Origin of the sequence: Flavobacterium sp. 2 (assembly GCF_049949195.1) — a bacterium.
Lineage (GTDB): Bacteria > Bacteroidota > Bacteroidia > Flavobacteriales > Flavobacteriaceae > Flavobacterium.
The window spans coordinates 797,610-823,347 of sequence record NZ_CP188206.1; the positions used below are offsets into that span (position 1 = coordinate 797,610).

The following is a 25,738-nucleotide window of genomic DNA, read 5'->3' on the forward strand; positions in this document are numbered from 1 at the left end:
ACTAACCAAATCTTCTTAATTATGAGTTTTGAGTTATGAATTATGAGTTTAACTTAAACACCACTAAACTTGTAATTCATAACTCATAACTCATAATTCATAATTTATACTTTATAACTTTTTCGTAATTCCGAATTTCTTCACCAAACTGTCGTATTCTTTTTTTGAAATTGTAATCATGCAACCATGACGCACTTTTTCTGGAAGACTGTATTTGTCCCAATCAGAGAAAAAAGTGTAGCCTGAGGCTTGAAACCAAGGTCCGTTTAGGTTATCTGCGATTGATAATCCGTACGAAACGCCTGGGTATTGTTCGTAATACATGTACCATATTTTGTCATCAGGAGAAGGAATCAACATTGGTGCTTCTCTGAAGTTTGGACTGATAGATTGCTGGGGCAAAGAATACGGTCCTAAAAGGGATTTTGATTTGGCAATTCGGATGGTTTTTCCGGTTGTCCAATACAAAGTTGGATAGGTTTCGTCTTTAATCACGGCGTAGTAGGAATCGCCGATTTTACGGATGAAAACATCAATTGTTCCCATATCCCAATCGAATAAACGGTTTGGAGTTCCTTCGAAGGTTTTTAAATCTTTAGACAAAACATACAACGTGCGTTGACTTGCCCAATAACGTTCTCCATCTTCTTTTGTTCCTTCCAAATGCGGCGTGTGCCAAGTCATAATGAACTTTTCAGAATCTTTGTCGTAATATAATTTTGGCGCTCCAATTCGCTGTAAAGCATTTGAATAATCTGGGGTACTTTTTAAATCAGGAGTATAATCAGAATGTTTTTTCCAAGTGATTAAATCATCCGAAACCCAAATATTGATACTTTTAGCATCATCACCAGTATTTCCAGCAATATAATATTTCCCGTCTGGCCCTTTACAAATGTCGGGATGCCCTTTGTATTCTTCGAAAACGCGTTTTCCATTGTTCAGATTTTCCCAATGAAGTCCATCTAAACTAACTGAATAATACAATCGGCCGTAATCATTATGCGTCATGTGCGCAAAAAGATAGGCTTCGTTTTTCGGTTTTTCATTTCCCTTCACTTGTCCCGGCGGATCTGGTTGTTGCGCTTTCGCGGAAAATCCAACCAAAATCATCGCTAGAAAAAAGAGTTGTTTTATTGTGTATATTTTCATTGCTGTTACGTTTTATTTTATTGCCCACGGATTTTACAGATTAAACAGATTTTCACTGATGTAGTTTAAAATAATCGGCGGAAATCCGTTTAATCCGTTTATCCCGATAGCTATCGGGAGTGGCCAAAAACAATTATCTAATTATCAAATTGACACATTATCTAATTCTTCTTATTCGCTTCAGAAGTCATTTTTTTAATCAAGTCAGTTTCGGCTTGAATATATGGCGTTCCGTCAGTATGAAGCACTTCATGAAACCATAATTTTGGTTCTGCAGTATAGGTTTTAGTCCAACTGTCCCAAGCGTATTTTGTTTGTGTTTTTCCATCAACAAATCCCCAGTTGATCATACCAATATTATATTTTCTGGCAATTGGAAGAAATCCTTCGAAAGTACTTCCGTTTGGTCTTGCCATATATTCTGTACAGATTAATGGTTTTCCGTAACGTTGTAATTGTTTGATTACTTTTTCGAAATCCTGAGGTGTGTTGTAATTGTGGAAAGAAACTACATCAGACTGCTCAATCTGCATTTTGTGCATTGGTTGCATTTTAGCTTCGTCGCTCCAATCTCCAACCCAAACTCCAGAAGTCAATGGTTGTGACGGATTGCTTGATCTTGCCCAAACAAAAACATCTTTTAAAAGTGGCAGAATCAAATCAACTTTGTTTTTGATTTCTACTTTTTCGTAAGATGGTCCTGTCATATTATCTGGTTCGTTCCAAACGTCCCAACCTAAAATTCGTTTATCATCTTTAAAATGACCAACCGTTTCTTTTACATATTTCTCTAAACGAGGATATTGTGTTTTGTCTTGAAGTGCTTTTTGTCCCGGAGCCTGAACCCATCCAGAATTGTGTGTATGCGGTTTTGGCGCACGTTGTTTTCCTAAAACAGGAAACGGATCCCAGCAAGAATCAAACAAAACAAAAAGTATTTTAATATGATGTTTATCTGCAATTCCTAAAAAAGTATCCATGCGTTTATAAAGACCTTCTGCATCTTGCTGGTGCAATAAATCGTGCAAATAAACACGCATTACATTCATGCCAACACCTTCTGCCCAACTTAATTCCTGATCAATTCTTTTTGGATCAAAAGTATCTTCCTGCCACATCTCTAACTGATTTATAGCTGTGCTAGGAGAATAATTTGCGCCTACTAACCAAGGTTGTTCTGCGTACCATTTATTGGCCTGATCTTTAGTCCAGATTTCTCTTTTTTCTACTGAAGTGTTTTCTGTTTTGTTTTCTTCAGAATTACTTTTTTTATTGTTGCAGCTAAGCAATACTAGCCCTGCCAACACTAATGTCAGACACAATTTTACTTTCTTCATTTTCAATATTGTTATTATGAACAATTGTTCTTTATGATAAGGGAATCAGATTTGAAGCATCTGATTCCCTCAAAAAATTTAATTTTTAATATCCTGAGTTTTGATCTAGATTTGGATTATTATCAACATCTGTTTGTGGAATTGGCATTCTGTGATTTTTACCCACTTTAAAGTTTTTAAAATCTGAATCACGAAGTGCGATTTTATCAACAGAAGCCTGAGTATTCAAATCTCCCCAACGTTTTAGATCTTCCCAACGAACACTTTCACCAGCTAATTCTAAAACTCTTTCCGTTTTTAATCTTTCCAAGAACAAATCATGATTATTTCCAATTTCAGGATGCGCTACGGCTAATGTGTTCATGTTAGCACGCGCTCTTACCATGTCAACATATTGATACGCTTGCGCAGTATTTCCTAATTCGTTCAAAACTTCTGCGTAGCGCAACAAAATATCACCATAACGAACTAATCTGTAATTTACTTGAGAATAGTAGTCTTCATTATCTCTGTAATAATCACGGCTTCCTTTTCTGAACCAAGCTTCGTTATTGTTCCATTCCCAGTTTCTATTGTATGTTTTGTCTCCAAAATCAGCTAACAATTGAGGATAATACAAAGTCCATCTTAAACGGATATCAAGATTTCCATCCTTGTTTTTTTCTTCCTTGAAAGCATTTACTAACCAAAAACGAGCTTGTCCGTCAGACCATCCAATTCCTCTTGGCGCAAAAAACTGACAACGGTTGCTTGAAACTGCAGCATTTTGATCTTCTCCAGTTCCGCCTTTTCTTTGATCTCCAAATTGAATTTCAAAAACAGATTCGCTATTGTTTTCATGCAAATCTGTAAAATTGTCTCTGTAGTTTGCTTGCAAGCTGTATTTAGCTCCTGCTCCAGAAATCAAATAGTCTAAAGAAGTTTTTGCTTCAGCCCATTTGTGTTGTTGCATATAGACTTTTGCAAGAAAGGCTTTTGCTGCTCCTTTATCAGGTCTTCCAATATCTGCACCTGACCAGTCTCTTGGCAAATCTGCGAAAGCTTCGTTTAAATCTTTTTCAACTTGAGCCCAAACTTCAGTTACTTTTACTTGCTTTGGTAAATCTGCCGGCGTAGATGGTTCTAAAACCAACGGAATATCTTCCCAAATTACTGCTGCATAATAGTAATGCAATGCTCTCAAAAATTTAGCCTGCGCTATAATTCTCTTTTTTGTGTCTTCATTTTGGAAAGTAATATTTGGAACATTTGCCAAAACTTGGTTACATCTAAAAATCGCTTTGTAAGTATCTCTCCACGTTACAGCATTTCCTTCCCAGAAGTTATAATTGATGTAATTGAATCTTGTCCAATCTGCTAATTCTGTCCACGGGCTTACGCTATATCCTTCATCAGAAGTCAAATCCAAACGGAAATAAATCCATCTTGCCCACAAACCATCTTTGTAAAACATGGCGTAAATTGAATTTACTCCGGCTTGTGCGTCACTTTCAGTTTTCCAATATTGGTCAACTGTAATATCATTTGGGCTATTTAGGTCAAGTTCTTTTTCGCATGAAGCAAAAATGAGACCTAGAAGAGCTACGGTTATTATGATTGATTTTTTCATTATGCTATTTTTTTTAAATTAAAAGCTAAACTCTACACCAAAAGAATATGTCTTAAGATTTGGGAAAGCCCCATTGTCAACACCTCTTTCAAAAATATTACCGTTTGTAAATTCAGGATCTAAACCTTGATATTTTGTAATAGTAATAATGTTTTGTGCTGAAATCGTTAATCTTGCTCTTGTAATACCAGAGTTTTTCAAGACACTGCTTGGCAAATTATAGCCAAATCCGATGTATTTAAGTCTGATAAAATCACCGCTTTCTAAGAAACGGTCGCTGTCTCCCCTTGAGTTTAAAGTGGAACCTTTTGTAATTCTAGGGAAATCAGTATTTGGATTTTCTGGCGTCCAAGGCTGAATTCCTGTTCTGTAATTACTATTGTCATCAAAACGATCTACAACGCTTCTAAATCCGTCATAAACAGTTGCTCCGTGTGAAGCAATCCAGTTCATAGAAAAATCAAAACCTTTGTAATCTGCTCCTGCATTGAATCCCATTTCAAATTCTGGCCACGGACTTCCAACAACAGCTTTGTCTTCATTCGTAATTTGTCCATCTCCGTTATTATCTTTAAAACGAATGTCTCCAGGAACAGCATTTGGCATAATTACTTTTCCGCCTGCAGTTTTATAATTATCGATTTCTTGTTGATTTTGGAACAAACCATCTGTTTCTAAAACATACCACATTCCTACTGGCATACCAGCTCTTGTAACTGTATTTCCAGAAAAGTTTTCGTTTTGTCCGTTACCCAATGAAACCAGTTTGTTGTTTACTTTTGTAAAATTCACAGAAGCATTAAACGAGAAATCATTGATTTTTTTGTTATAAGCTAATTCTAATTCAAAACCTTTATTTTCAACAGTTGCAGCATTCGAAATTGGGTTTCCTCCATCATTTCCTGTTGTCAATAAAATTGGGAATCCAAACAATACATCTTCTGTACGAGCAATAAAATAATCTGCGGTAAGACGCAAATCATTATTTAAAACGCCAAGATCTACTCCAAAATTCGTTTGTTTTAATTTTTCCCAACGCAATTCTGAATTTGATAATTTTACCTGAGCCGCAGATGGATACAACTTTTGTTCGTTACCCATTACGATTTGTCCAAAATTATTTACGAAGCTTTTGTATTCGTAATTTCCAATGTTTCCTGAACCCAATTCTCCGTAACTAGCTCTTAATTTTAAATCTTTAATAAATTCTGATTTAAAGAAAGATTCGTTGCTTACTCTCCATCCTGCAGAAAGTGAAGGGAAATTACCCCATTTGTTTGCGTCGCTGAATCTTGATGATCCATCACGTCTTAAAACAGCATTAAATAAATAACGATTGTCATAATTATACTCTAACCTTCCTAAGTAAGATGCCAAAGCTGCTTCGTTAATGAAACCACCAACAACTGGCGAATCTCCTTGATTTAGAACTTCGTAATATTGACCTGTTCCAGAATTCATAGGAAGATTTCTCTTTGTTCCATAAATTTGGTTGTAGTTGTCTTTTTGGTAAGTCTGACCAACTAAAAGAGTAAAATCATGTTTACCGAATGCCTTTTTGAAAGTCAATGTATTTTCAAACAACATTGTTTCTGAACGACCTTTGTTTTGATCGGTATACGATTGATCAATTGGCTGATTTAAAGACCAGTTTCCAACTTTTCTTAAGAATTTATAAGAGTCGAAACTTGTTTCATATCCAAAATTGAAACGGTATTTTAACCATGGAGCAAATTTTAATTCTGACCAGATATTTCCTCTAATTCTGAAATTTTCATTAATAGTATTTGCAAAATCAGCGATCGCCAAAGGATTTGTTCCAAAAGTATCTGCAACGCCTTGTTTTCCGTAACCGTATCCACCAGGATTTGATGCATCGTAAAGCGGAATTGTCGGTGTCATTCTGTACACATCAATAATTGGGTTTCCAGACATTTCATCTGTTTTAGAATTACTGATGGCCAAGTTTTCTCCAATACTGAAAATTCCTTTTGTGCCGCTTGAATTTACACGGAAAGAGATTCTGTCGAAATCAGTTCCGACAACAGTTCCTTCATTTCCAAAATAATTCCCAGACATAAAGAAAGTTGAGTTTTCATTTCCACCAGAAAAACTTGCGTTGTAATCCTGCATCATTCCTGTTTTGAAAACAGCATCTTGCCAATCTGTATTTACAGCCATGTTCAAGTTTTGTCTTGTAAATCCAGCATTGTCATAAGCCATGTTATTGTATTTTGCAAACTCTTCAGTTCCCATTAAGTCGTAACGTGGCATAACTTGAAAGCTCGTTTTAGCCGAAACCTCAACCTGAAGTGGTCCTTTTTTTCCTTTTTTAGTAGTAATGATGATTACGCCATTTGCAGCACGTGAACCATAAATTGCAGCAGCCGATGCATCTTTCAAAACTTGAATACTTTCAATATCATTTGGGTTAAAATCTCTGTTTGCTGATGTTACTAATCCATCAATAACATATAACGGATTTGTGTTTTGAAGATTCTTTAAACCACGAATTTCAACGCTAGCTTCCTGTCCAGGGCGCCCGCCACCACGAACTTTTACTCCGGTAACTAAACCTTGAAGTCCGTCAGCAACTGTTGTAATTTGTCTTTTCTGAATTTCATCTGGCTTCACTAAAGAAACTGCTCCTGTAAGGTCTTTTTTCTGTTGAGAACCATAACCTACAACAACAATTTCGTCGAGTTTCATGGCATCTTCTTCTAACGTAACATTTATAGAAGTTCGATTGTTAATAGCAATTTCAGTTGTTTTATAGCCTTGTGAGCTAAAAACTAAAGTTTGGTTTGCGCCAGCGGTAATTTTATAGCTTCCGTCAAAATCAGTAACGGCTCCATTTGATGTGCCTTTGATGACAACATTCGCAAACGGAATCGATTCGCCAGAAGCGGCAGAAACTTTTCCGGAAATTGCAATTTGCTGCGCATACGTTTGCTGGAATAATAAACTAAAGAAAAACAAGAGGTAATATCTCTGCTTTAAAATTTGAGTGAACTTTGTTTTCATTGATTTTTCATTTTAGATAGTTTTCATTTTTTGGTTGGTTTTACAATAAATAGTTAAAATTTTAATCATCTCTGATTCGAGCAAAAAGGGAATCGATCATGCTCTTTGGTAATAATGTGTTCATTTGGTTTCAAAATTGTATTTGGTTCTATTTTTTAAACAAATAATTATTGATAGTATATTTTTTCCTCTTAAAAATTATCAATATCATTTATTTGAAAATTCAAAGTAGATGATTTTAATTCAAAATAAAATGCTTCATTTGTGTCAATATCTCTCTCAAATGATTCAAATTGTATAAAAAAGGTCAGAAAAACAAAGGCTTGCAACATTTGGTAGAATATTGACACGATTTGAAGAAATTTATTTTTTTATAAAAAAACATAACAATGCGTAAATTCTTTCTTTTTACATTTTTATTCCTTTTTTCTATAAATTTTATTCACGCGCAGGAATATTATTTTAAACATTTTCAAGTTGAAGAAGGACTTTCTAACAATACCGTTATTACATCGACTCAGGATGAAGATGGTTTTATGTGGTTTGGAACTAAAGATGGTTTGAACAGATTTGACGGTTATCGTTTTAAGACGTACAGAAGCCAATCTGACCCAATTCACAGTCTTGGAAGTAATTATATCCAATCAATTCATGCTTTTAACGGAATCATTTGGGTAGGAACTGATAAAGGATTGTATCAATACAATAAAAAGACGGATCAATTTGCAGTTTTGAACGAAGCCATAAATGACAGAATCAATGATATCAATCATGATAAAAAAGGAAATATTTGGTTTATTTCGGGAAATATACTTTATAAATATTCGACAAGCAAAAAAGAAACTAAGACCTTTAATCCGAATAAATATTTTGTTACAACCTCTATTTCTAGAGATGAAAATGGCGAAATCTGGGCTTCTTCCTTAAATAAATTATATCATTATTCTGAGGAAAATCTTTCGTTTGAAAATATCACACTGAATCCGCCAGCTGATAAAAGCAATTTCAGAATCACGGTTATTTATGCATTAAATAAAAACAGCATTTTGATTGGTACACAGGATCATGGCGTTTTGGTTTATAATAAAAAAGATAAAACTACAACTGCAATTCAATTTTCAACAAAAGAACCCGTTTTTGTCCGCCAATTCAAAAAACGTGGCGACAACGAAGTTTGGATTGCGAGCGAATCTGGCGTTTACGTATATAATCTGAGAACAAAAACAAGCATTAATCTGAAAAAAAATTACAACGATCCGTATGCAATTTCAGATAATGCCGCCTACTCGATTACGATTGATAAGGAAAACGGAATCTGGATTGGAACTTATTTTGGCGGAATCAATTATCATCAAAAACAATACACGCAGTTCAAAAAATATTTTCCACAGAAAAACCAAAATTCTATTAGCGGAAGTGCCGTACGAGAAATCCACAAAGATGATTACGGCGATTTATGGATTGGAACTGAAGATGCCGGAGTAAACCGTTTCAATCCTAAAACACAGCAATTTACTTCTTACCCTGTTTCCTATTATAATATTCACGCTTTAATGCCTCGAAAAGATAAAATTTGGGTAGGAACTTTTGAGCATGGTTTAGATGTTTTAGATCGAAATTCTGGCGCTGTCATAAAACATTATAGCGCCAATAATCCTTCTTCTGGATTGCACAGTAATTTTATTTTTTCATTTTATGAAACGAATAAAAAAGACCTGATTGTGATTACAACAATGGGGCTTTATCGCTATAACGACCTCAACGATAATTTTGATATTCTGAAAACTTTTCCCGAAACTACGCACTATACAACATATAAGGAAGATAGCCAGGGAAATTGCTGGGCAGGAAGTTATCGCGACGGTTTGTTTTATTACAACCCAAACACCAGAAAAAAAGAAGTTTTCACATACGATTATAAAAATCCTGACGGAATCAGTAATAACTCTATCAATTATATTTTTGAAGACAGCTCTAAAAATTTATGGTTTGCTACAGAAAACGGACTGAATTTATTCAACAGAAAAAACAGGACTTTTAAAAAATTCACCACAAAAGACGGACTTCCAAGTAATGTTGTTTATTCGATTTTAGAAGATGACAACAAGAATTTATGGTTGACAACTTCAAAAGGTTTGGTGAAATTTAACCCAGATCATAAAAGCGTAAAAATTTATACAACCGCAAACGGATTATTGAGCGACCAATTCAATTATGCATCGGCTTTTAAGGATACAAATGGCGATATGTATTTTGGAAATCTTAACGGAATGATCAGTTTCAACCCGAAGAATTTTACCAAAAACAAATACACGCCTTCCATTTTCATTACCAATCTACAAATCAACAATAAAGATATTGATGCCAATGAAAATGATTCGCCAATAAAACAATCCATTTCACATTTAGATGAATTAGAATTGAACAACGATCAATCTTCATTTAACCTGGAATTTGCTTCTTTAAATTACACTGCGCCAGAACTTACCGAATATTGGTACAAATTGGAAAATGTCAATAATGAATGGGTTTATTTGGGCAGAAACAATAAAGTTTTCTTTACTGAACTGGCGCCAGGCGATTATGTTTTTAAAGTAAAATCGTTGAACAGTTTTGGCGTTTGGAGCAAAGAAATTAAAATGAAAATTACTATTCTGCCTCCATTTTGGGCAAGTTCTTATGCTTACTTTTTCTATTTTCTTCTGATTTGTGGTTCGTTTTACTATATCATTCGTTATTCTCAAAATCTGACGCAGATTAAAAATAACCGAAAAATAAAGCATTTAAACGACGAAAAAGAAAAAGAAATCTATCAGGCAAAAATTGACTTTTTTACCAATGTAGCGCACGAAATTCGTACCCCTTTGACACTTATCAAAGGACCTTTGGAGAAACTTTTAGTGATGGAACACCAATCGGCTGAAGTTCCTCAAAATCTTTCGATTATGAAGAAAAATACGTCCCGATTATTAAAATTGGTGAACGAATTGCTTGATTTTAGAAAATCAGAAATCGGAGGGCTTAAACTTACTTTTGTTGAAGCGAATATTTCGTCAATTGTACGAAATCTGCATTTAAGATTTACGCCATTAATTGAAGAGAAAGAGATCGATTTTGAATTAGAATTGGGCGAAAAAGACATTTTTGCTTTTGTAGATAAGGAAGCTTTCAAAAAAATCCTAAGTAATTTAATTAGTAATGCTATAAAATATTCTAAAGAAAAAGTTTCTATTTCGCTTTATAGAGATGATAAAAAACTGACTTTAATTGTCAAAAATGATGGAAATCTGATTCCGTTTCAACTGAAAGACAAGATTTTTGAACCCTTTTTCAGAGTAGACAATATGGATAATACTTCGGGAACCGGAATTGGGCTTTCGCTTGCGCATTCGCTCGCACAACTTCATAATGGAAATCTGCAGTTAATTGCGAATCCAAAATTAAACATCTTTGAACTCGTTGTTCCATTACATCAGGAAGAAGAATTTATGTTTTATACAGAATCCGAAAAAGAGCTTAATCAGTCAGAATCCGAAAAAACAGAATTGGAAACCAAACTGGAAAAACCTCAGATTTTAATCGTTGAAGACAATCTTGATCTTTTAAATTTCATTACTTCTGAATTGGCTTCAAGTTATACCATTTTAAAGGCTGAAAACGGCGAAGATGCATTAAAAGTAATTCATAATCAAAACATTCAACTCGTAATCAGCGACGTTTCAATGCCTATTATGGACGGAATTACGATGTGCAAGGAAATTAAAACAAATTTAGAAACCAGTCATATTCCGGTTATTTTATTGACGGCCAAAAACTCACTAAAATCTCAGATTGATGGTCTAGAAGTTGGCGCAGATGCTTATGTTGCAAAACCTTTTTCAATGGATTATTTGAAAGTTCAGGCCAATAATTTGATCGAAAACAGAAAACAGATTATGAACTATTATGCGAGTTCACCGCTTTCGCACATCAAAAGCATTGCGCACAATAAAACAGACGAAAAATTCCTTAAAAAACTGGATGATGAAATCCTCAAAAACATCACCGATCCTGATTTAAGCGTAGAATCTCTAGCAGAAATCATGAACATGAGCCGTTCTACTTTGTACCGAAAAATTAAAGATTTGTCAAATTTGAGTCCGAATGAATTGATAAACATTGTACGTTTAAAAAGAGCTGCAGAATTGCTTTTAAACGAAAATTACAAAATGTATGAAATCGCTGAAATGGTTGGTTATAAATCACAAACAAGCTTTGGTAGGAACTTTCAGAAGCATTTTTCTATGTCGCCTTCGGATTATATTGCGATGAATAAGTAGAATTAGATAATGTGCCAATTTGATAATTAGATAATTTATAGATGTTTATAATTTTCTAATTGGCACATTATCTAATTATCACATTTTCCACTTATCTTTAATCTTCAAAACAAATCTAGTTTTAAGATGAACAATACCACAACAATTAGAAAAGTCGCCATTGTAGGCTATAATCGAATTCCCTTTGCGCGAGCAAATACAGCTTATTCGAATGTTGGAAATCAGGAAATGATGACCGCCTCGTTAAACGGACTTATTGATAAATACAATTTAAAAGGACAATTATTAGGTGAAGTCGCTGGCGGAGCAGTCATAAAACATTCCTATGATATGAATTTGATCAGAGAATGTGTTATGAAAACTTCTCTTGATCCCGCAACTCCTGCCTGCGATTTACAACAGGCCTGCGACACCGGAATTGAAAGCGCCGTTTATATTGCTAATAAAATTGCACTTGGACAAATTGATTGTGGAATTGCTGGTGGTGTAGATTCGATAAGTGATATTCCTATGGCATTCAGCGAAAAACTTCGAAAAATTCTATTGGAAGCGCGACAAGCAAAGTCATTTGGCGGAAAAATTAAATCTTTTCTGAAAATTCGTCCGAAAGATTTATCACCATTAGTTCCTCGAAACGAAGAATCTCAAACCGGACTTTCGATGGGCGGACATACCGAAATTACTGCCAAATATTATAAAATACCAAGAGAAGATCAAGATCAATTTGCATTGAAAAGCCATTTAAATATGGCAAAAGCTTATGAAGAAGGCTTTTTTGATGATATGATTACCCCTTTCAACGGACTTGAAAAAGACAACAATTTAAGAAAAGACAGTACAATTGAAAAATTGAGAGGCCTGAAACCAGCATTTGACAAAACAAATGGAACATTGACAGCTGGAAATTCAACTCCGCTGACAGATGGCGCATCTTGTATTCTTTTAGCAAGCGAAGAATGGGCAAAAGAGCAAGGACTTCCTATTTTGGCTTATATCACTTTCGCAGAAATTGCAGCAATCGAATATGTCAAAAATCAGCAAAATCTTTTATTGGCACCTTTATTTGCCGCATCACGAATGCTTGAAAAAGCAGGTTTGAATCTTCAGGATTTTGATTATTATGAAATTCATGAAGCTTTTGCCGCACAGACTTTAGCAACTTTAAAAATTTGGGAAAGCCCAGAATTAAGTGCCGAAATTGGTTTAAAGAAAACACTTGGCGCAATCGACAGAGAAAAACTGAATGTAAAAGGAAGCAGTCTCGCAGCCGCGCATCCTTTTGCAGCAACAGGAGGCCGAATTATTGGCGTAATGGCTAAACTTTTGAACGAAAAGGGTTCAGGAAAAGGTTTTGTATCGATTTGTGCCGCTGGCGGGCAAGGTGTTACAATGATTATTGAGAAATAATACTGATATTCAAACCCGACAGGTTTTTAAAAACTGTCGGGTTTACTTTATAAAAATCTGCTAAATCTGCGAGATCTGCGTGAAAAAAAATACTCTCGCAGATCTCGCAGATTTAGCAGATTTTTTTCTTCTTAAAAAGCAAATTCTTCTACAGAAGACAAGGCTTTTGGCAATGCATTTGCAGCAAAATCAGGGATTGCTGTTCCTTCAACACGGAAAGTAGTAACATCTGTCATGCCTAAAAAACCAAATACGGTGCGCAAATACGATTCTGAGAAATCATAACTTTTATATGGTCCTTCAGAAAATATAGCTCCGGAAGCAATAGATAAATATACTTTTTTATCTGTAACCAATCCTTTTGGACCTTCGGCACTATAACTAAAAGTTTTTCCTGCTCTGGCAATTTGGTCAATCCATCCTTTTAAAACTGCTGGAATTCCAAAATTGTACAAAGGCACTCCAATTACAATAACATCTGATTCTAATAACGTTTTTATCGCCGCATCAGAATATTTCAATGCCTCGGTTTGTTCTGGCGAATGCGCATCTTCAGGCGTATAAACGGCATTAATATGCGAACCCGTCAAATAAGGTAAAGGTGTTTTAGTAAGATCCAGTGTCTGAACTTCAGTTTCAGGATTTGATGCAGTTAATTTTTCAATAACTGCATTAGATAATTGATTACTAAACGAAGTATCTCCGTTGGTACTAGTAATTATGCGTAGAATTTTTTGGCTCATAATTTATATTGTTTGTTTTACAATACAAACTTATCTACATTTGCTATACATTTTATAGTACTATCCTCGAGGATAGCGCTATCATTGAGGATAGTAAAGCAATACGTATGAAAACAAAAACCGAAATAACAAAAGAAATGGGCTGTGAGCCAGAAGGATGTCTGGCCGCATTATTACCAGTAAGAGATGCATTAGAAGTTTTAAGCGGCAGATGGAAATTGCCAATTTTGATTGCATTATCAAACAGGCCAAAACGATTCAAAGAGATTTCTAAAGATATAAATGGAATTACAGATAAAATGCTTTCTAAAGAGCTGAAAGATTTGGAAATGAACAAACTGGTTACCAGAACGGTTTATGATACTTTTCCGCCAACCGTTGAATATGCAAGAACAGAACATAGCCATACTTTATATAATGTCATTGGAGCGTTAAATGAATGGGGAACTTTACATCGAAAAGAAATTATTGGCAAATAAGTAATTGTTAGATAAGTAATTAAGAGGAAAAAGATTAAATTTGGTTACCCAAATTTATTAATCCTATTAAATACTTATGAAAAAAAACTTACAGGTCCGAATTAAAAAAAGGCGACAATTACTGCATTTATTTTGTGTTTTCATTTTATTAATGACCTCAAAATCCTACAGTCAGTACATTACACAAAATCTTGCTCCTACAGCAGTTATCAAAGAAGGACTTTCGCTGGAACAATCTTCTGACGGAAGAATTTTCATCGCAGAAAGAGGCGGTATTGTAAAAGTTTTTCAGAACAATGCTGTTTCTACCGTTTTTACTGTAAATACCGTTACAGACAATGAACAAGGTCTACTTGGTTTGACTTTGCATCCAGATTTCGCTACAAACGGTTATATTTATGTTTTTTATTCGATCAACGACGGAACTGTAATCAGACATCGTATTGAAAGAATTAAAATTGATAATGCCAATCAGGTGGTAAACAGACAGGAAATTTTACTTTTAGAACCTATTGGCGGTGGTTTTCATAACGGAGGTGATTTAAAATTCTTTAACGGTTTTCTGTATGTAACTGTTGGTGACAGCCAGCAGAATACCAATTCTCAGGATTTGGATACATACAAAGGAAAAATCCTCAGACTTACAGAAAATGGACAGCCTGCACCAGGAAATCCATTTTATGGAAGCGGTTCTTTACAAAGACAAAGCATCTGGGTTTATGGTTTTAGAAATCCGTGGAGGCTGGTTCCGAACATAAAAGCCAATAAATTATTTGTTTTGGATGTGGGAACTTCTTGGGAAGAAATAAACGAAATCAGCAATCCGACCATTCGTAATTATGCCTGGGGACATCCACAAGGAGGTGACGGAAAACAGACAGAAACCAATTTATTTACCAATCCGATATTTACCTACGGAACAGGAACTATTGGTAATGCATTGACCAATGGTGTATTATATAATCCTGATACGCCACGTTATCCTAATCTTGAAGGCAAATTTATTATCAAAGATTTTGTTCGAAATGCCATACGCTATTTTGACCCAAATATTGCTGATCCTGTTTCTACTGAATTTTATTCGGCTCCACAACAGCAGGCTCTCGGAATGATGCTAGGCAATGACGGCTATATTTATTATTGTGCATACGGAAACAATGGTGCGCTTATTAAACTTGATTACATTGCAACTGCTGCTCCTACTATTGTAAATCATCCACTTTCCCAATCCATAATGGAAACAAAACCTGCAACATTTACAGTTTCGGCCAGTGGTATTGGACTTACTTATCAATGGCAGTATAACAATGCGAATATTAACGGTGCAACTGCCGCTAGCTATACAATTCCAAATGTGACCACTGCAAATGCAGGGAATTATCGCGTTATTGTCACAAATACAGCCGGAAATGTAACCAGCAATAATGCAGTTTTGACAGTAACACCTTTTACAAATGCACCAACAGTTTCTATAGTTTCTCCTTTGCCTTCTTTAAAATGGAATGCTGAAGATATTGTCCATTTTGAAGCAACGGCATCAGATATTGAAGACGGCACATTACCTGCAAGCGCTTTTTCATGGAGTATAGATCTTTTTCATGAAGATATTCCGGGAGCCGGACATTCGCACCCAGGTGCAAGTCCACAAGGCGTAAAATCAGGAAATTTTACAGCATCAAATCAAGGCGAAAAAACACCAAATGTATGGTATCGTTTTACGGTAAAAGTAACAGATAGCAATGGTTTAACAGCTACGGCTTTTGTTGATATCAAACCTAATCTGGTTGATGTTACAGCAGCTTCTTCACCTGTACCTCTTAATTTAGAATTTAATCAAAAAACAGTTACAGCGCCTTCAACAAAACAAGTTGTGGCAAACGCGGCTTTACAGACTTTAAATGCGCCAACTCCGCAATATGTTGGAAATATTCGTTATGACTTTGATCACTGGAGTCAGGGTGGAACGGCCAATCAAACTTTTAAAGCTCCAGCAACAGGGACAATTACTTATACCGCTTCTTATACAGCAACTCAGCTTCAAAATGCACCTTATCAAGGATTAGTGGCTCAGATTCCTGGAATTATTGAAGCCGAAAATTATGATGTCGGTCCCGGTGCTTTTCTGGATAAAAATGGCGGTGGTGATACTGCATACAGAGCTGGCGACGGCGTTGGAACAGAAATTTGTAATGAGGGCGGATTTAATCTGTCTTACGTAACAAAAGATGAATGGCTGAAATATACCGCAAAAGTAAACACTACCGGAACTTATACTATTAATTTAAGAATCGCAACACCTTACAATACCCGAAAATTACATTTAGAAGTTGATGGTACAAATGTAACGGGTGTTGTGAACATTCCAAATACGGGAGGTTTTCAGGCTTGGCAAACTGTTGCTATTCCAAATATTAATTTAACACAGGGCGATCACATTATTACTTTGTATTTTGATGAAAACGACATCAACGTCAATAAAATGGAATTTATTCTCACAGCAGGCACTGCAGCTCCTATTGCCGATTTTGAGTTTACGCCTCAAATGGGTTGTACAAATACTGCTGTCACTTTTACTTCTGTTTCTGTCGGTACTATAGATACTTATACTTGGAATTTTGGCGTAAATGCACAGCCTGCGACAGCAGCAGGAATTGGTCCGCATTCTGTTATTTACAGTACAGAAGGTGATAAAGAAGTTTCTTTGACTGTAACTAATTCTGGCGGAAGCAATACTAAAGATGTATCCTATATGGTTCATGATTGCCATCTTGGTGTAGAAAATCCGGATGAAACATCCAATAAAATCATCGTTTTTCCAAATCCTTCTAAAGGAATTTTCCATTTATCTAAAGAATTGGAATGGACAGTATTTTCTCCTTTGGGAACTAAAATCAAACAAGGCAAAGGAAATCTGATTTCGATCTCTGAACATGCTGCAGGAATTTATTTCATCAAAACAAATGAAACCAGCAAAGCAATACCAATCGGCAAGCAATAAATTTTAGAAAACAATTATAAACCCGCATAACCAAAAAAGAATGGTTTTGCGGGTTTGTTTTTTTGTTTCAATCTTAAAAAACACTTTATAAAATGAAGTTTAAATTTTGACAAATTATTCGTAATTAAATAATTTATAGTAAATTAGAGTGCCCTTACAATTTCGATTTCTTTAAAATTTTGTCTCAACTATTTTAAACAGCTGAAAAGAATGGAATCAAAAATACCCGAAGGACCTCTTGTCGAAAAATGGAGTCATTACAAAGAAAAAGCTAAACTTGTAAATCCAGCCAACAGAAAAAAATTAAACATAATAGTTGTTGGAACTGGACTTGCAGGTGCTTCATGCGCTGCTTCTCTGGCAGAACAAGGCTATAACATCAAATCATTTTGTTTTCAGGATTCTGCCCGAAGAGCACATTCCGTTGCGGCTCAAGGCGGTGTTAATGCCGCAAAAAACTACAAAAATGATGGCGACAGCACTTACAGAATGTTTTATGACACCATCAAAGGGGGAGATTTTAGATCTCGTGAAGCAAATGTTTATCGTTTAGCAGAATGTTCTGCTGCGCTGATTGATCATGCTGTAGCCCAAGGCGTGCCTTTTGCAAGAGAATATGCAGGTTATTTGAATAATCGATCTTTTGGTGGTGTACAGGTTTCAAGAACTTTTTATGCTCGAGGTCAAACCGGACAACAGCTTTTGCTTGGTGCTTATCAAGGTTTACTTCGACAAGTTTCACTTGGAAAAGTAGATTTACATACTCGACATGAAATGCTGGAATTAATAGTTATTGACGGAAAAGCAAAAGGTATTATTGCAAGAAATCTTGAAACTGGTGAATTAGAACGTCATGCCGCCGATGCTGTTGTTCTGGCTTCTGGTGGCTACGGAAAAGTATATTATCTCTCAACATTAGCAATGGGCTGCAACAGTTCGGCTATTTGGCGAGCGCACAAAAAGGGCGCTTTTATGGCTGGAGTCAGCTGGATTCAGTTTCACCCTACTTCTTTACCACAGCATGGTGAGAATCAATCAAAATTAACTTTGATGTCGGAATCACTACGAAACGATGGCCGAATCTGGGTTCCAAAAAAAGCCGCTGACGACCGAAATCCAAATACAATTCCAGAAGAAGAACGTGACTATTATCTGGAACGAAAATATCCTTCCTTTGGAAACCTTGCTCCCAGAGATATTTCTTCAAGAGCCGCAAAAGAGCAAATTGATGCCGGACATGGCGTTGGCCCAATGAAAAATGCTATTTATCTCGATTTCTCCGATGCTATAAAAGCGCAAGGAAAAGATAAAATTGAAGCCAAATACAGTAATCTTTTTGCGATGTATGAAAAAATCACCGGAATCAATGCCTACAAAGAACCAATGCTGATTTCACCTTCGGCGCATTTTACAATGGGTGGACTTTGGGTTGATTACGAATTAATGACAACAATTCCTGGTTTATTTGCTTTAGGAGAAGCCAATTTTGCCGATCACGGTGCTAACAGGCTTGGGGCAAATTCATTGCTTCAAGCTTGCGTTGATGGCTATTTTATTGCCCCTTATACAATTCCGAATTATCTTTCTGGAGAATTAAATGTGCCAAAAATAGATATTTCGCACCCTGCTTTTGAAGAAGCCGAAAAAACAGTCAGAAGACAATTGGATCGTTTTTTACATACCAACGGAACTCTTTCAGCTGATTATTTTCACAAAAAAATCGGGCGTCTTCTTTACGAAAAATGTGGTCTTTCGCGAAGCAGAAAAAAGCTGGAAGAAGCTTTAATCGAAATTCGAGAACTCAAAGCTTCATTTGAAAAAGATCTCAGAATTACTGGTGATAACACTTTAAACAGCGAATTAGAAAAAGCCGGCCGAATTTCCGATTATATCGAATTAGCCGAATTAATGTGTTATGATGCCTTGCAACGTGAAGAATCCTGCGGTGCACATTTTAGAGAAGAATATCAAACCGCTGACGGAGAAGCTGTCCGCAACGACGATGAATTTTGTTATGTATCGGCTTGGGAATGGAAAGGGCTGAATAACGAACCTCAACTTCACAAAGAGCCTTTAACTTTTGAATCGGTAGAACTTGCAGTGAGAAGCTATAAATAAATGGTGAATTGTTAATTGTAAATTATTAATTAACAACTCATAATTCAAAACCCATAACTCATAATTACTATGAAACTTTATCTGAAAATATGGCGCCAGTTTAACTCTTCATCAAAAGGAAAAATGACAGATTATGAAATTGATGGAGTATCAGAACATATGTCGTTTCTGGAAATGCTGGATCTTTTGAATGAATCTCTTGTTCAAAATGGAGAACGCGTTATCGAATTTGATCATGACTGTAGAGAAGGAATTTGCGGACAATGCGGTGTAATGATTAATGGAAGAGCTCATGGCCCTTTAAAAAACACTACAACTTGTCAGCTTCATATGAGAAGTTTTAAAGATGGCGACACCATTTATATTGAACCTTTTCGCGCAAAAGCTTTTCCCGTCTTACGCGATTTAAAAATTGACAGAAAAGCATTTGATTCGATTATTGCAGCCGGTGGTTTTATTGGAGCTGCAACGGGTCAGGCGCCAGAAGCAAACAGTATTCCTATTTCATACGAAACCGCCGAAGCTTCTTTCGATGCTGCTGCTTGTATTGGCTGTGGAGCTTGTGTCGCCAGTTGCAAAAATGCCAGTGCGGCTTTGTTTACGGGCGCAAAAATCACACATCTTGCTTTGCTTCCACAAGGTCAAATTGAGGCTTCAAAAAGAGTTTTAACGATGGTTCAGCAAATGGATGCATTAGGTTTTGGTAACTGTTCAGATACTAGAGCTTGCGAAATTGAATGTCCACAAGGTATTTCGGTACTTTCGATTGCAAAAATGAATTATGAGTATAGTAAAGCTATTCTTCTTAGAAAATAACAATTGATTAATTATTATTCAAAATAATACATTCCTATTTAGAACAGTTTGTCATTTCGACGAAGGAGAAATCTCTTTAAGAAGCTCGACAAAGATTGGATTAACATTGCGGAGTTACTTGTGGAGATTTCTCCTTCGTCGAAATGACAAAAATGAGAAAATACGTTGCACTTATCCTTCGACTTCGCTCAGGATGACAAAAAGTAGCTTATTAAAAATTTCTAAACAACAAAATACGGCGTCAGAATATCTTCAAAATTATAAAGTCCTTTTTGTTTGTCTTTTAAATTTTCGGCTACGAAAATAACTCCGTTTCCAAAAGCTTCTCTCGAAATAGACTCGTGAATTAATCTGACGGTTTGAAATGGGAAACCAAAAATAACTTCGTGTTTTCCAACAATTCCTCCTGCTCTCACCGAATTGATATTTTCTTTTTCAACCTCCAAAGCTTCAGCGATTTTTATTGCCGTTCCTGATGTTCCTTGTTTCGTTTTAAAATGTTCTTCATTTACTTCAATATCAACCCACGGCGCGATTTTCTTCAAAAATTTGGCGGCAAACAATAAATAATTAACTCCGAGTGTAATATTTGGCGACCAAAATACAGTCGTTTTTTGCGAAAGCTTTTTTAGAAATTGCAGTTCCTTGTCTTTATAATGTGATATTGCCGAAATAATTTTGACCTTCTTTTTGGCCGCTGTTTCGCCATAAGTATAAATTCCTTCATTTGATGAAAAGTCAATTATGGCATCAACCGGATGATTTTCAAGTAATTCTTCAATTGAAGTTTTGGAACTCGAATAAATTAATCCGGGTTCGTTTGACTCAATACCAAAAAATTCAGGAACAGATCTATGTTCCAAAACACTGCTTTGTCTTAAAACCCATTCGAGTGAGAATTTTTTATTTTCAAGTAATATTGATGCCACTGATTTTCCAGTTTTCCCGAATCCGATTAATCCTATTCTCATATTTTATTTATTTTTTTGGACGAAATGTCCGTTAGTAGAAATTGGCATTTTATTGAAATTAATGCCGACTAAAAACGATAATTAGTAAAACTGTTAATTATCGTCTTTTGCTAAAATAGGAAAAATATCACGGGAATCCCATCAAAATCCCTCTTATGTAACCACAAAAAAAATGCTTAATAAGAATAATATTGCTAAATTGATTTACTCCCTCAAATTCATTTTTCCATTATTGTTTTCTAAAAGTCGTCTTTTTTAGCAATCTCTAAATCGCAGGCAGGATAAGCCTTACATAATTATATTTCTGTTATTTCTTTAAAAATTAAGAGTAAAAAAAGTGATTTTGAAGTGTACAACTAAACATATTTTCAGTAGTTTTATCTCGTGATTGTCCCAAACAAAATCATCATATAATGGCCTACAATACAAATGAGTTAATGCGTTTTTTAGACGCACAAAATAAATTGTACCTATCAGCGCTGGCTGAAATTAAAAAAGGTAAAAAAGAATCGCCATGGATGTGGTTTGTATTTCCGCAAATAAAAGGATCAGGATCGTGTGATACTTCAAAATTCTATGAAATTAAAAATGCAGATGAAGCAATTGCCTTTTTGGAACATCCCATTTTAGGAAAACATCTCATTGAAATTACTTCAGAATTAATTAAGACTGAAGAAAAAACAGCCGAAGAAATATTTGGTACTCCTGATGATGAAAAACTTCAATCGTGTCTGACTTTATTTGCCAGCGTACAAAATACGGAGCCTGTATTTCAGGAAGCACTCCATAAATATTTTGACGGTTCAACCGATTTTCATACACTGCAATTATTATACAGTAACTTATAATTCCAAAAAAAATAAAGATTAAAAGTTTGTGAATGCGCCCCAAAATTCACAAATTTTCAAGCCTGTTTCTATTTTTGAAACAGGCTTTTTGTTTTATCTCTAAGTTTCTAATCTCACTTTTAAATATATTTGTAGCCAACCAAACTTATACAAGCCATTACACTATTTAAAATCCTAAAACCGTAAATCATGAAAAGAAGTTTCTTTTTAATGCTTCTTTTGGCAATTACTTCCTTTAGTATTGCTCAAAGTAAAAACTCAAATGCTAAACCCAACATCATTATCATCAACATGGATGATATGGGTTACGGCGACACCGAGCCTTATGGAATGACGGGCGTAAATACGCCTCATTTTAACCAAATCGCGCAGGAAGGAATGCGATTTACTAATTTTAATGCCGGGCAAGCCATTTGTACAGCATCGAGAGCGGCTTTATTGACAGGCTGTTATCCTAACCGAATTGGAATGTCGGGCGTATTGCTTCCCGGAGCACATCATGCATTAAATCCAAATGAAGAAACAATTGCTTCACTTTTAAAGAAAAACGGATATAAAACGGCTAATTATGGAAAATGGCATTTAGGTAATCAACTACCATATTGGCCAACAAATTATGGTTTTGATGAGTTTTATGGCATTCCTTATTCGCATGATGTTTGGCCAATTGATTATGATGGTTATTCAAAAGTTACGGATTCTAAAGATATGCGTTCGAGCTTCCCTCCGCTTCCGTTAATCAGCAATACAACCATTATTGATACGATTGAAAATATAAAAGATGCTTCAAAATTGACGACTCTTTTTACCGAAAAAGCAATTGGTTTTATCAAAAAAAATAAAAAAGATCCTTTCTTTTTATATCTCACGCATCCGTTGCCACACGCACCTTTGGCGGTTTCTGATAAATTTAAAGGAAAAAGTGATTTAGGACTTTTTGGCGATGTAATTATGGAACTAGATTGGTCTATTGGTGAAATAATGAAAACTTTAGATCAAGAAGGAATTGCTAAAAATACCGTTTTAATCATAACCAGCGATAATGGTCCATGGTTGGTTTTTGGCGATAATGCAGGTTCTTCGGGCGGTTTTAGAGAAGGAAAATCTACAACTTGGGAAGGTGGCACTAGAGTTCCATTCCTGATTCGTTGGCCCGGAAAAATAAATGCAGGAACCGTAAACAGCTCTTTAATGACAAACATGGATTTGTTGCCAACAATTGCAGCAATTACAGGAGCTTCATTACCAAAAAACCAAATCGACGGTTTGAATTTTCTTCCTTTGTTAACTGGAAAAACAGCTAATGGGCCAAGAGAGATTTTTTATTATTATTTTGGAGTTGGAAGCAACAATCTCGAAGCGATTCGGTACAAACACTGGAAATTGGTTTTTCCTCATAAAGGCACTACTTACAATAAAAAATTACAAGGAAAAGATGGACTTCGTGGTGAAGGCGCTTCCGCAGAATTTCCGATGGCGCTTTACGATTTAGCACATGATCCCGGAGAAGTTCGCGATGTTCAGCAATTGTATCCTGAAATTGTATCTCAAATTCAAAAAATTGCCGATACAGCGAGAGAAGATCTTGGTGATGATTTGAATCAAAAAGTGGGAAAAAATGTTAGAAAACCTGCTACTTACTAAAACACAAAAGCCCGATAACAATTGGGCTTTTTTATTTAAACTAATCGAATACAAAATGAAAGTTTTTTCGATAATCTTACAACTATGATAATTTGTCTTTTTGTAACTTTAATAAAATATTTAGAGATGCTATTTAACTCCAATCAATAATTATTTACTATCCTTTCATTGACGCATAAAATAACGCCACATCCTTGATATCATTAGCATTTTTTAAATTTGTCTGTCACGCTAAAGAAGCTTTTTTCTTTTATAAAAAATTACTGCCATGAGAATAGATCAGATACAAATTAAAACAAACGATATTCAAAAAACAAAAGCATTTTATCAGAACCTTTTTGGGCTTTTTATTCTGGAAAATGACCAAAAATCGATAACGTTTCAGGCTGGAACTTCTATTTTAAAATTTATTGAAGATCCAGAATTTAATTCTATATATCATTTTGCCTTTAATATTCCTGAAAATCAGCTTGAAGAAGCTATTCAATGGTGTAAGAACAAAGTTGATTTAATTGTTTTGGATGATAAAAGTGTCGTTACTCATTTTGAAAACTGGAATGCGCATTCTATTTATTTCTTCGATCACAATGGAAATTTACTAGAATTCATTGCCCGTCATGACCTTAATAACGAACAACTTGGTGAATTCAGCTCTGCTTCTATTTTAAGCATAAGCGAAATCGGAATTGTTACGGAAAGTCCATTAAAATTAGGAAACCAATTAATCGAGGAACACGGATTGCATTTCTTTTCTCAAAATACAAATACAGAAAAATTCGCAGCAATTGGCGATCATGAAGGTTTATTGATTCTGGTGCAACCCAATCGAAATTGGTATCCAACTCAAATTCCTTCTGAAAGTAATCCAATGAAAATATCACTGGAAAACAATGAGAATTTAATTGAATTACGTTTATAAATCATTTCATATCAAATAGATAAAAATATAATTTGTATTTTCATCACAGAAAAAAATATTTATAATATAGTTTTAACCTGTATGAAAAGATACTTCTTCCTCATATTATTATTTTGGAGCTTTTACGTTTCTAACGCGCAAACCAATCTCGCATATGAAAAATTAATCGCAGAAGCTTCTTTACTTCATCTTCAAAAAGATTACAAAAACGCTATTATAAAACTGGAAAAAGCTTTTTTGCTTAAAGAACCTGATGCATTAAATGCTTATAAAGCTGCGGGAATGTATTCGTTAGCTCAAAATGAAGCTGAAGCTTTTAAATATTTAAATATAGCTCTAAATAAAGGATGGACTGAGGCAGAGCAACTTTCCATAGATCCGTATTTTGATTTTTTACTTGCTAAATATCCATATAAGTGGAAAACGATTAAACAAAAAGCACAATTGAAAGAGCAGCAATATGAAAAGAAATTAAAACTTCCAGAATTGCGTAAACAAATCAATGCAATGGGAATTGCAGATCAGAAAATTAGATATTGGAAAATACAAACTTCAGATCCTGTTCTCTTGAATGAATTACAGCTGAAAATTAACGACTTAGATTTTAAAAATCTGTCGAAAGCAAAAGAGATTCTGAAAAACTATAACTGGCCAAAAATATCAGAAATAGGAAAAGACGGTGTCCATAATTTCTGGCTAATTGTACAGCATGCAGATCAGGATATTTTATTCCAGAAAGCAGCTTTACATGAAATGGATAAATTAAAAGGGACGAAAGAATTGGACATGGAAAACTATGCTTTTTTGTACGACCGAGTGCAATGCAATCTCAATTATAAACAAGTTTACGGAACGCAGGTAAATTGGACACAAAATGGTGAAGCTTCAAGTTTTAGAGGTATACTTAAAGAAAATGAAGCTGATAAAAGAAGACATGAATTTGGACTTCTTCCTTTAAAAATTTATGCTTTAAATTATGGTTTTAAATACACGATTCCAACAATTGAAGAAGCATCAAAAAAGGATAAAAAAGATACTGAAAGTACATTAAATTTAATAAATGAGGCTAAAAAGTATTACGAGAAAAAAGAGTTTCAGAAAGTATATGATAATTATAATAATGCGTCCATGATTTTGGGCGGAATGACAAGTGAACAAAATTTTGAAGCTTCTGAACTGTTTGCAAAAATTTACAATCAAACTCGTGACGAACAGTACAGAAGCATTTCTTTAGATTTTTTAAATTTGAATTATCTCAGAGGTGATTTGGATAAAAAAGTACTCTTATCAAATAAAGAATTTAATACATTTTATTCCGAAAAAAGATGGAAAGATATTATTGATTCTTTATGAT

General features: G+C 34.9%; 16 protein-coding genes. 10 read left to right on the plus strand and 6 right to left on the minus strand.

All coding sequences use genetic code 11. The annotated features are described in order from the left end of the window. Nucleotides 1-111: 111 nt before the first annotated feature. The 4 genes from ACNFIH_RS03310 to ACNFIH_RS03325 form a co-directional block, all read right to left on the minus strand. The gene (locus ACNFIH_RS03310; RefSeq protein ID WP_426485484.1) at nucleotides 112-1,152 is read right to left on the minus strand and encodes a glycoside hydrolase family 43 protein; all 1,041 of its coding nucleotides are present in this window, start codon (nucleotides 1,150-1,152) and stop codon (nucleotides 112-114) included. A gap of 161 nt (nucleotides 1,153-1,313) precedes the next feature. Next, the gene (locus ACNFIH_RS03315) at nucleotides 1,314-2,489 is read right to left on the minus strand and encodes a 1,4-beta-xylanase (RefSeq protein ID WP_426485485.1); all 1,176 of its coding nucleotides are present in this window, start codon (nucleotides 2,487-2,489) and stop codon (nucleotides 1,314-1,316) included. An 85-nt stretch (nucleotides 2,490-2,574) separates the two neighbouring features. Beyond that, nucleotides 2,575-4,098, minus strand: coding sequence for a RagB/SusD family nutrient uptake outer membrane protein (locus ACNFIH_RS03320; protein WP_426485486.1), 1,524 nt, complete (start codon nucleotides 4,096-4,098; stop codon nucleotides 2,575-2,577). Nucleotides 4,099-4,116: 18 nt separating this feature from the next. After that, nucleotides 4,117-7,122 carry a SusC/RagA family TonB-linked outer membrane protein gene (locus ACNFIH_RS03325; protein WP_426485487.1) on the minus strand — a complete coding sequence of 1,002 codons (3,006 nt, stop codon included), beginning with the start codon at nucleotides 7,120-7,122 and terminating at the stop codon, nucleotides 4,117-4,119. Nucleotides 7,123-7,511: 389 nt separating this feature from the next. Here ACNFIH_RS03325 and ACNFIH_RS03330 point away from each other — a divergent pair, with 389 nt between their 5' ends. Further along, complete coding sequence (locus ACNFIH_RS03330; RefSeq protein WP_426485488.1) at nucleotides 7,512-11,441, plus strand: hybrid sensor histidine kinase/response regulator transcription factor; 3,930 nt, start codon at nucleotides 7,512-7,514, stop codon at nucleotides 11,439-11,441. 126 nt (nucleotides 11,442-11,567) lie between these two features. Then, nucleotides 11,568-12,848 (plus strand): acetyl-CoA C-acetyltransferase, encoded by a 1,281-nt coding sequence (locus ACNFIH_RS03335; protein WP_426485489.1) that lies wholly within the window; start codon nucleotides 11,568-11,570, stop codon nucleotides 12,846-12,848. A 131-nt stretch (nucleotides 12,849-12,979) separates the two neighbouring features. Here ACNFIH_RS03335 and ACNFIH_RS03340 read toward each other — a convergent pair whose 3' ends face one another. Further along, on the minus strand, nucleotides 12,980-13,591 hold the full coding sequence (locus ACNFIH_RS03340; RefSeq protein WP_426485490.1) for an FMN-dependent NADH-azoreductase: 612 nt from the start codon (nucleotides 13,589-13,591) through the stop codon (nucleotides 12,980-12,982). A gap of 107 nt (nucleotides 13,592-13,698) precedes the next feature. Here ACNFIH_RS03340 and ACNFIH_RS03345 point away from each other — a divergent pair, with 107 nt between their 5' ends. The 4 genes from ACNFIH_RS03345 (at nucleotide 13,699) to ACNFIH_RS03360 (ending at nucleotide 20,002) form a co-directional block, all read left to right on the plus strand. Further along, the gene (locus ACNFIH_RS03345; RefSeq protein ID WP_426485491.1) at nucleotides 13,699-14,070 is read left to right on the plus strand and encodes a winged helix-turn-helix transcriptional regulator; all 372 of its coding nucleotides are present in this window, start codon (nucleotides 13,699-13,701) and stop codon (nucleotides 14,068-14,070) included. 76 nt (nucleotides 14,071-14,146) lie between these two features. After that, a complete protein-coding gene (locus ACNFIH_RS03350) occupies nucleotides 14,147-17,068 on the plus strand; it encodes a PQQ-dependent sugar dehydrogenase (RefSeq protein ID WP_426485492.1) in 2,922 nt (973 codons plus the stop codon). A 210-nt stretch (nucleotides 17,069-17,278) separates the two neighbouring features. After that, complete coding sequence (locus tag ACNFIH_RS03355) at nucleotides 17,279-19,186, plus strand: fumarate reductase/succinate dehydrogenase flavoprotein subunit (RefSeq protein WP_426485493.1); 1,908 nt, start codon at nucleotides 17,279-17,281, stop codon at nucleotides 19,184-19,186. Nucleotides 19,187-19,255: 69 nt separating this feature from the next. Continuing rightward, complete coding sequence (locus ACNFIH_RS03360; protein ID WP_426485494.1) at nucleotides 19,256-20,002, plus strand: succinate dehydrogenase/fumarate reductase iron-sulfur subunit; 747 nt, start codon at nucleotides 19,256-19,258, stop codon at nucleotides 20,000-20,002. 221 nt (nucleotides 20,003-20,223) lie between these two features. Here ACNFIH_RS03360 and ACNFIH_RS03365 read toward each other — a convergent pair whose 3' ends face one another. Continuing rightward, on the minus strand, nucleotides 20,224-20,973 hold the full coding sequence (locus tag ACNFIH_RS03365) for a 4-hydroxy-tetrahydrodipicolinate reductase (RefSeq protein ID WP_426485495.1): 750 nt from the start codon (nucleotides 20,971-20,973) through the stop codon (nucleotides 20,224-20,226). 413 nt (nucleotides 20,974-21,386) lie between these two features. Between ACNFIH_RS03365 and ACNFIH_RS03370 the strand changes: the two genes are divergently transcribed. The 4 genes from ACNFIH_RS03370 (at nucleotide 21,387) to ACNFIH_RS03385 (ending at nucleotide 25,737) form a co-directional block, all read left to right on the plus strand. Further along, on the plus strand, nucleotides 21,387-21,821 hold the full coding sequence (locus ACNFIH_RS03370) for a DUF1810 domain-containing protein (protein ID WP_035644592.1): 435 nt from the start codon (nucleotides 21,387-21,389) through the stop codon (nucleotides 21,819-21,821). A gap of 189 nt (nucleotides 21,822-22,010) precedes the next feature. Beyond that, entirely contained in the window at nucleotides 22,011-23,465 is a 1,455-nt protein-coding gene (locus ACNFIH_RS03375) for a sulfatase family protein (RefSeq protein ID WP_426485496.1), read from the plus strand. A 268-nt stretch (nucleotides 23,466-23,733) separates the two neighbouring features. Continuing rightward, a complete protein-coding gene (locus ACNFIH_RS03380; protein WP_426485497.1) occupies nucleotides 23,734-24,384 on the plus strand; it encodes a VOC family protein in 651 nt (216 codons plus the stop codon). Nucleotides 24,385-24,465: 81 nt separating this feature from the next. Continuing rightward, on the plus strand, nucleotides 24,466-25,737 hold the full coding sequence (locus ACNFIH_RS03385; RefSeq protein WP_426485498.1) for a DUF6624 domain-containing protein: 1,272 nt from the start codon (nucleotides 24,466-24,468) through the stop codon (nucleotides 25,735-25,737). Nucleotide 25,738 lies beyond the last annotated feature (1 nt).